Consider the following 6,361-nt stretch of genomic DNA (forward strand, 5'->3'; position numbering starts at 1 on the left):
CTTTGTGTAAGCCGATAATTTTTCTACTTTTGCAACCCGCTTCGGAGGAAGATGGGGATGTTTAATGAGAGGATGAAAGCCCTGAAAATTATTTTAAAATAAAATTTGGAGGTTGGATAAAATTTTCTACTTTTGCAACCCGCTTCGGAAGGAAGCGATGCTCTGAAAAGAGCGATATTGAAAAGAGGGACTGGGAATAAAAAACGAACGAAAAAATAAATTAAATTTTATTTGGAAGTTAAAAAAAGATTCCTACCTTTGCACTCCCAACGGAAACGAAGGGAAAACAAAAAAATCAGAACGGCGGATGTCGGGAAGATAAACAAACAAGATTGAAACGGTGATAAACTGAAGAAGGACGAATAAGACCATCTGAAACTGAAACCCGAAGATATATAAATGAGGCCGCCGCGAGGTACCGAGCCGAATAAGTTCTTAAAAGAGATGTCAATGTAGCGCAAGCGGGGTAATGAAGTACGGATTCAAGTACAGAATGCCGAAGCTTGATTTTAAAGTCAATGTCTGACAGACATAATTAAAAAAAAAAGAAGACTATTTTTAACGATAGTTAAAACTGGTCAGAATCTTACAACACATTTTACAATGGAGAGTTTGATCCTGGCTCAGGATGAACGCTAGCGGCAGGCCTAATACATGCAAGTCGAACGATAGATAAGAGCTTGCTTTTATCGAAAGTGGCGCACGGGTGCGTAACGCGTATGCAACCTACCTTAATCAGGGGGATAGCCCGAAGAAATTCGGATTAACACCGCATAAAAACACAGGATAGCATTATCCAATGTTCAAATATTTATAGGATTAAGATGGGCATGCGTGTCATTAGCTAGTTGGCGGGGTAACGGCCCACCAAGGCGACGATGACTAGGGGATCTGAGAGGATGACCCCCCACACTGGTACTGAGACACGGACCAGACTCCTACGGGAGGCAGCAGTAAGGAATATTGGTCAATGGAGGCAACTCTGAACCAGCCATGCCGCGTGCAGGAAGACTGCCCTATGGGTTGTAAACTGCTTTTATCCGGGAATAAACCTACTTACGTGTAAGTAGCTGAATGTACCGGAAGAATAAGGATCGGCTAACTCCGTGCCAGCAGCCGCGGTAATACGGAGGATCCAAGCGTTATCCGGATTTATTGGGTTTAAAGGGTGCGTAGGCGGCCTGTTAAGTCAGAGGTGAAAGACGGTAGCTCAACTATCGCAGTGCCTTTGATACTGATGGGCTTGAATGAACTAGAGGTAGGCGGAATGAGACAAGTAGCGGTGAAATGCATAGATATGTCTCAGAACACCGATTGCGAAGGCAGCTTACTATGGTTTTATTGACGCTGAGGCACGAAAGCGTGGGGATCAAACAGGATTAGATACCCTGGTAGTCCACGCCCTAAACGATGAATACTCGCTGTTAGCGATATACAGTTAGCGGCTAAGCGAAAGCGTTAAGTATTCCACCTGGGGAGTACGCTCGCAAGAGTGAAACTCAAAGGAATTGACGGGGGCCCGCACAAGCGGAGGAGCATGTGGTTTAATTCGATGATACGCGAGGAACCTTACCCGGGCTTGAAAGTTAGTGAATTATTCAGAGATGAATAAGTGAGCAATCACACGAAACTAGGTGCTGCATGGCTGTCGTCAGCTCGTGCCGTGAGGTGTTGGGTTAAGTCCCGCAACGAGCGCAACCCCTATGTTTAGTTGCCAGCATGTAATGGTGGGGACTCTAAACAGACTGCCTGTGCAAACAGAGAGGAAGGAGGGGACGACGTCAAGTCATCATGGCCCTTACGTCCGGGGCTACACACGTGCTACAATGGATGGTACAGAGGGCAGCTAGCTAGCAATAGTATGCGAATCTCATAAAGCCATTCACAGTTCGGATTGGGGTCTGCAACTCGACCCCATGAAGTTGGATTCGCTAGTAATCGCGTATCAGCAATGACGCGGTGAATACGTTCCCGGGCCTTGTACACACCGCCCGTCAAGCCATGGAAGTTGGGGGTACCTAAAGTATGTAACCGAAAGGAGCGTCCTAGGGTAAAACCGATAACTGGGGCTAAGTCGTAACAAGGTAGCCGTACCGGAAGGTGCGGCTGGAATACCTCCTTTCTGGAGCAGAGTTGACTACTCGCTGCGCAACATGATACTCTAATAAAGTTATAAGTTGGAAGTTATAGGTTATACGTTGATAAGACGGGCTAACCAAACAACAAACCAACGAAATAACAAAAAAACTAAAAGAAACACCCAAAAGATTGAAGCATTAAGATGCACTGACCAATCTTTGAGAGGCGAGAGAAATTGAATTACGATTTGAGATTGACGAATTACGATTGAAGCGGCAACGGAAGAAAATCGTAAATCTAAAATCAAAAAATCAAAAATCAAGAAGTCCCGTAGCTCAGCCTGGTTAGAGCACTACACTGATAATGTAGGGGTCTCCAGTTCAAATCTGGACGGGACTACACTAGAAATCCTTTTGGGGGATTAGCTCAGCTGGCTAGAGCGCCTGCCTTGCACGCAGGAGGTCAACGGTTCGACTCCGTTATTCTCCACGATAAGCGATAAGCTTAAAGAGAAAAGCAGAAAGCTTTTAAAAAACATAAAGATTACCGGGATAGGTAAACTACATTGACATAATTAAGAAAAGAAGAAACGCCATGGGGCACATCTGAGAATCTAAATACTTAATACTATATACTAAGTACTAAAGATAAGGTGAAACGGTTCGAGACCGCAGTTTTTTACTCATCACCCGAACCTGGTACTAAAGGTTTGTGCAAATAGCGGAGAGGTTAGCAATAATCTGGAAGCGGGGATTGAAAAGTTCTTTGACATATTGGAAGAAGTTAAAAAAGAAGAGCAAACAACAATAGGCGACTGTTGTGTTTGTGCTCACCGAGCCTAGTAGCAATGCAAAGCGAGGTATGAGACATCATAACAAGAGCAAAAAAAGCATACCTTGCGGCGCAAAAGGCGCAAGAGTAGAAGAAAGTAAGAAAGAGTACACGGGGGATGCCTTGGCTCTCAGAGGCGATGAAGGACGTGATAAGCTGCGATAAGCTTCGGGTATTTGCAAATAGGAATTGATCCGAAGATTTCCGAATGGGGCAACCCGGCTGGTTGAAGACCAGTCACATATAATGAGCAAACCTGCCGAACTGAAACATCTAAGTAAGCAGAGGAAGAGAAAATAATAATGATTTCCTGAGTAGTGGCGAGCGAAAGGGAAAGAGCCCAAACCTACTTTGTTACGGCAAAGTGGGGGTTGTAGGACTACGATGTGGTATTAACAAACAGAAGTGGAACGGGATGGGAAGCCCGGCGATACATGGTGATAGCCCAGTACACGTATAGAATGTTAGCCTAGTAGTATCCTGAGTACCGCGAGGTCGGAGACGCCTTGTGGGAATCTGCCGGCACCATCCGGTAAGGCTAAATACTCCTGAGAGACCGATAGTGAACCAGTACCGTGAGGGAAAGGTGAAAAGAACCCCGAACAGGGGAGTGAAATAGAACCTGAAACCGTGTACTTACAAGCGGTCGGAGCGTACAAGTTGCGTGACGGCGTGCCTTTTGCATAATGAGCCTACGAGTTACTCTTCTCTGGCAAGGTTAAGTGTTTAAGACACGGATCCGAAGCGAAAGCGAGTCTGAATAGGGCGTATAGTCAGAGGAGGTAGACGCGAAACCTTGTGATCTACCCATGGACAGGTTGAAGGTGCGGTAACACGTACTGGAGGACCGAACCGATAAACGTTGAAAAGTTTCCGGATGATCTGTGGGTAGGGGTGAAAGGCTAATCAAACTGGGAAATAGCTCGTACTCCCCGAAATGTTTTTAGGAACAGCGTCGGCATAGAGTTACATAGAGGTAGAGCTACTGATTGGGTGCGGGGGAGTCAAATCCTACCAAATCCAGACAAACTCCGAATGCTATGTAATATGGCCGGCAGTGAGGCGCGGGGTGCTAAGGTCACGCGCCGAGAGGGAAAGAACCCAGACCATCAGCTAAGGTCCCCAAGTGTACGCTAAGTTGAACTAACGAGGTCCGATTGCACAGACAGCTAGGATGTTGGCTTGGAAGCAGCCATTCATTTAAAGAGTGCGTAACAGCTCACTAGTCGAGCGATCGGGCATGGATAATAAACGGGCATTAAGTGTATCACCGAAGCTATGGGATTGAAATATATCGGTAGGGGAGCATTCTATATACAGTGAAGGTATCTGGTAATGGGTGCTGGAGTGTATAGAAAAGCAAATGTAGGCATAAGTAACGATAAGGCGGGCGAGAAACCCGCCCACCGAAAGGATAAGGTTTCCTGATCAACGCTAATCGGATCAGGGTTAGTCGGGACCTAAGGAGAACCCGAAGGGGAAATTCGATGGACAACTGGTTAATATTCCAGTACTTTTTATAACTGCGATGTGGGGACGGAGTAGTGACACTGCCGCGAACTGACGGAATAGTTCGTTAAAGGTTGTAGGTATTAGGACGGTAGGCAAATCCGCCGACCTAGCTGAAAACTAATAGTACCGCGAGTCTTCGGATGAGTGGATAGAGCAGGTAAACAGACTTCCAAGAAAAACCGCTAAGCTTCAGGTTATAAAAACCCGTACCGCAAACCGACACAGGTATCCGGGAAGAGGATTCTAAGGTGCTCGAGTGAATCATGGCTAAGGAACTCGGCAAAATGGCCCTGTAACTTCGGGAGAAGGGGCGCTGACAGCAATGTCAGCCGCAGTGAAAAGGCCCAGGCGACTGTTTAACAAAAACACATGGCTTTGCAAAATCGAAAGATGAAGTATAAGGCCTGACACCTGCCCGGTGCTGGAAGGTTAAGAGGGGATGTCATCGTAAGAGAAGCATTGAATCGAAGCCCCAGTAAACGGCGGCCGTAACTATAACGGTCCTAAGGTAGCGAAATTCCTTGTCGGGTAAGTTCCGACCTGCACGAATGGTGTAACGATCTGGGCGCTGTCTCAGCCATGAGCTCGGTGAAATTGTGGTCCCGGTGAAGACGCCGGGTACCCGCAACGGGACGGAAAGACCCCATGCACCTTCACTACAATTTAACATTGACATTGGGTACAGGATGTGTAGGATAGGTGGGAGACTATGAAGCGGCGTCGCCAGGCGTCGTGGAGTCAACGTTGAAATACCACCCTTTCTGTATTCGGTGTCTAACTCTACAAAGTGGAGGACATTGTTTGATGGGTAGTTTGACTGGGGTGGTCGCCTCCAAAAAGGTAACGGAGGCTTTCAAAGGTAAGCTCAATACGCTTGGTAACCGTATGAGGAGTGCAATAGCATAAGCTTGCTTGACTGTGAGACCTACAAGTCGATCAGGGTCGAAAGACGGATATAGTGATCCGGTGGTTCTGCATGGAAGGGCCATCGCTCAAAGGATAAAAGGTACGCTGGGGATAACAGGCTGATCTCCCCCAAGAGCTCATATCGACGGGGAGGTTTGGCACCTCGATGTCGGCTCGTCACATCCTGGGGCTGGAGAAGGTCCCAAGGGTTCGGCTGTTCGCCGATTAAAGTGGCACGCGAGCTGGGTTCAGAACGTCGCGAGACAGTTCGGTCCCTATCTGTTGTGGGCGTAGGAATTTTGAGTGGGGCTGACCTTAGTACGAGAGGACCGGGTTGGACTAGCCTCTAGTGAATCTGTTGTTCCGCCAGGGGCATTGCAGAGTAGCTACGCTGGGAATAGATAAGCGCTGAAAGCATCTAAGTGCGAAACTAGCCACGAGATGAGAATTCCATATAGGACCGTAGAAGATGACTACGTTGATAGGTTACAGATGTAAAGCTGGTGACAGCATAGTCGAGTAATACTAATCATCCGAAGCTTTCAAAGCAAACAGACTGTTGTTTGTTCTTCAAAACTTAACTTCTTTCAATAATATGTCATTTAGTAGTTAGTAATAAGTACTTAGTATATAGATAAGATGTCTAAATACTAATGTCTAGATACTATATACTATTTAAAAACATTTAGGTGCCTATATCGGTGGTGTCCACCTCTTCCCATTCCGAACAGAGAAGTTAAGCCCACCAGAGCCAATGGTACTGCGGTAACACGTGGGAGAGTAGGTCGGTGCCAAATCTTAAAAGAAGAGCCTTGTAACATTATGTTGCAAGGCTTTCTTTGTTTATAGGCTTTTTAGCAGAGAGCGTGGAGCAGGGCGTTTAGGGTGGTCAGTGTTCAGTTGTCAGGGGAGTAAGGAGCAAGGAATAAAGACAAAGGATAAAGTGAGGCGTAAGAAGACAAAAGCTTAAAGATAAAAGCTTAAAGCCAAAAGTAGAAAGTCAAGCCCAGGAGTTCAAGATATTAAAGGTTCA

At 46.4% G+C, this 6,361-nt stretch carries 2 tRNA genes and 3 rRNA genes; all 5 read left to right on the plus strand.

The features are described from left to right. Window positions 1–600 precede the first annotated feature (600 nt). Window positions 601–2,122: ribosomal RNA gene (locus R2Q16_RS20285) — 16S ribosomal RNA — on the plus strand. A 281-nt stretch (window positions 2,123–2,403) separates the two neighbouring features. Next, window positions 2,404–2,478: transfer RNA gene (locus R2Q16_RS20290), tRNA-Ile, on the plus strand. A 16-nt stretch (window positions 2,479–2,494) separates the two neighbouring features. Beyond that, window positions 2,495–2,568 (plus strand) — tRNA-Ala (locus R2Q16_RS20295). A 433-nt stretch (window positions 2,569–3,001) separates the two neighbouring features. Continuing rightward, window positions 3,002–5,876, plus strand: a 23S ribosomal RNA gene (locus R2Q16_RS20300). A gap of 137 nt (window positions 5,877–6,013) precedes the next feature. After that, a 5S ribosomal RNA gene (gene rrf / locus R2Q16_RS20305) occupies window positions 6,014–6,125 on the plus strand. The 16S, 23S and 5S rRNA genes sit together here with 2 tRNA genes alongside, the layout of an rRNA operon. The last annotated feature ends 236 nt before the right edge of the window (window positions 6,126–6,361 follow it).

This window comes from Pedobacter aquatilis (assembly GCF_032678425.1).
Taxonomy (GTDB): Bacteria; Bacteroidota; Bacteroidia; order Sphingobacteriales; family Sphingobacteriaceae; genus Pedobacter; species Pedobacter aquatilis_B.